The sequence below is a fragment of the Glycomyces sp. NPDC021274 genome, from assembly GCF_040641195.1.
Taxonomy (GTDB): domain Bacteria; phylum Actinomycetota; class Actinomycetes; order Mycobacteriales; family Micromonosporaceae; genus Glycomyces.
On sequence record NZ_JBFADC010000034.1, the window covers coordinates 1 to 3205 of the forward strand.

General features: G+C 63.7%; 1 protein-coding gene. It reads right to left on the reverse strand.

The window, feature by feature from the left end:
• The coding region (locus tag AB0I03_RS26265; protein ID WP_360417280.1) for an amino acid adenylation domain-containing protein at positions 1 to 3167 on the reverse strand (3167 nt) is incomplete at its 3' end.
• Positions 3168 to 3205: the final 38 nt, after the last annotated feature.

A 3205-nucleotide genomic window follows, 5' to 3' on the forward strand; every position in this document is an offset into this window, starting at 1 on the left:
TGGGCATCCAACCGCCTTGCCGCCGCAACCTCATCCGCAATGCGCCCATTGCAGACCCCGACAACCCGCAGCCCCTCCACAGAGGAAACCTCCGCAAGGTGCCGTGCCAGACCCTCAACGTCACCCACGTCCGTGCCCCACCGCAGAGGCGACGTACCCGGCACGACGACCGGCTTCACCGGCGCGGTATGCAAAGCCACGTCATACCGATACCGCGTCAGTTCGTTATGGTAGGAGCCCCGCTTAAGCCTGATGTCCACACCGCTGACGTCGTCCAATTCCTCTGCCAGTGCGGTGAAGAATCCGGGGTCTACCAGAAGCTCCTTCTCCAACACGGCGTCATGGTCCACGGCACGCCGCAGCGTCAGAACGTTCCCCTCGCGTCCATACCGGTGCAGCCGTGTGGCAAAACGCAAGGTCCGAGCAAGTCGGAGATTGCGGATGTCGCCGAGGTAGATCGTGCCCCCGGGAGCCAACAGCCCCAGGCACGACTCAATGACCCGCTCGAGATAACCCCCGTCAGGGAAATACTGCGCCACCGAATTCAGCACGATCGTGTCGAAGTGCCCCTGCGGCAGACCCTCCACCACATCAGCAGCCTGACACCGCAACCGCACCCGCTCACCCAGACCAGCCTCCACCACCTGCACACCCAGCCGGTCAATCACCACCCGCGAAAAGTCCGTCCCCCAATACTCCTCACACCGCGGCGCCAACGGAGCAAGCAACAACCCCGACCCCACACCGATCTCCAACACCCGACGCGGCCGCAGCTCCAAAACCCGCTCCACCGCCGCATCCCGCCACGCCCGCATCTGCGACAACGCAATCGGCTCACCCGAATACGAACTATCCCAACCCGTAAAATCCTCACCCAACGGAAACACCCGACCCGCATACACCGAGTCGTAAATCTCCTGCCACTCCCCCACCTGCTCCACCGCAGCAGAACCACCAGCTGAATCCGGCCGTCCCACCTCGCCCGGCACGACATACGCCACCAGACGCCGATCACCCGGCCGATCCTCCCGAGCAACCACCACCGCCTGCCCAACGGCATCGTGCTCACGCAGAACCGACTCGACCTCACCCGGCTCAATACGGAAACCGCGGATCTTGACCTGCTCATCCGCACGCCCGCCGTAGGACAACTGTCCATCAGCGGTCCACTTCGCCAGATCCCCCGTCCGGTACATCCGCTCACCCGCAGACCCGAACGGACACGCCACAAACCGCTCCGCCGTCAGCCCCGCACGCCCCACATACCCCCGCGCCAAACCAGCACCAGCCACATACAACTCACCCACCACACCCACCGGCACCGGATTCAACCCGCCATCCAGCACAAACACCCGCGTATTGGCAATCGGACGACCAATCGGCGGCACACCCGACCCCGCAACACACTCCGCAAACGTCACATCCACCGACGCCTCAGTCGGCCCATACAAGTTATGCAGCCCCACCCCCGGCAACACCGAAAAGAACCGCTCCTGCACATGCTCCGACAACGCCTCACCACTACACAAAACACGCCTCAGACCACCACAACCCCCCACACCCTCAGCACCCAAAAACACCTCCAACATCGACGGCACAAAATGAACCGTCGTCACACCACAACCACGCACCACCTCACCCAAATACACCGGATCACGCTGCCCACCCGGCCGCGCCAACACCACCCCCGCCCCCACCAACAACGGCCAAAACAACTCCCACACCGACACATCAAAACCAACAGACGTCTTGTGCAACACACGATCCGCACCACCAAGGCGATACACACCCTGCGCCCACAACAAACGATTCACCACACCACCATGCGACACCACCACACCCTTCGGCCGCCCCGAAGTCCCCGACGTATAAATCACATACGCAGGATGCGACGACCTCAACGAAGCCAACCGCTCCACATCCGACACAACACCGTCAGACAGAACCGCCAACTCCCGCTGGACCACCTCACTATCCACCGCCAGGCACTCGATACCAGACCCCGGCAGCGCCTCCACCAACTCACTCACCGTCAGCACAACCGCGGGCCGGGCATCCTCCAACAAGAACCCAATCCGCTCCACCGGATACTCCGGATCCACCGGCAAATACGCACCCCCCGCCTTCAACACCCCCAACAACGCCACCACCAAATCCAGCGAACGCGGCATCACCACCGCAACCACCGACTCCGGCCCCACACCCCGACCCACCAACAACCGCGCCAACCGATTAGCCCGCGCCTCCAACTCCCCATACGACAAACACCCAGCATCGGACACCACCGCCACCGCATCCGGCGCCCGACCCACCTGAGCCTCAAACAACCCCGGCAACGACTCCCCAGACACCGGCACCCCAGTGTCATTCCACCCCGCAACCAACTCCGCCCGCTCACCCGCCAACAACACATCCAACGAACCCAACCGCACCTCTGGAGCAGCAACCACCTGCTCCAACACCCCCACCAAACGCGCAGCCAACGCCTCCACCGTGGCTTCATCGAAGGCATCGGTCCGGTGGCTGAGCCGTAGGGTCAGGCGCGGGCCTGTCATCCACGCAATCAGCGTCAGTGGATAGTGCGCCGCGTCACGCTGCTCGCCGCCAGTGATACGCAGGCCCTCGAAGCGTTCGACAGTGGCGGATTCGGCGGGATAGTTCTCAAACACCATCTGAGTGTCGAAAAGCTCGCTCAACCCGACCGCACGCTGAATATCCGCAAGCCCAAGATGGTCATGCGCCCGAATCCGCGCCTGCTCACCCTGAAGCCGCGTCAAAAACCCCGACACAGACTCAGCCGCATCCAACCGAGCCCGCACCGGAATGGTATTGATAAACAACCCCACCATCGACTCGACCCCCGGCAACTCACCCGGCCGACCCGACACCGTCGTCCCGAACACCACATCATCCCGACCCGACAACCTCCCCAACACCACCGCCCAAGCACCCTGCACCAGCGTGTTCATCGTCCAACCACGCGCCCGCGCCAGCGCCCGCAACTCCCCCGACAACCCCTCCGACAACTCCCGGGTAAAACGCTCCGGAACCAACGGCGCCACATTCCTCACCGACGGCGCCAACAACGTCGGCCCCTCAACCCCAGCCAACACCTCCCGCCACGCCGACTCCGCCGCCCCCCGATCCCGCCCCGCAAGCCACTCCATATACCGCCGATACGGCACCACCGGCCGCAGACCAGAAC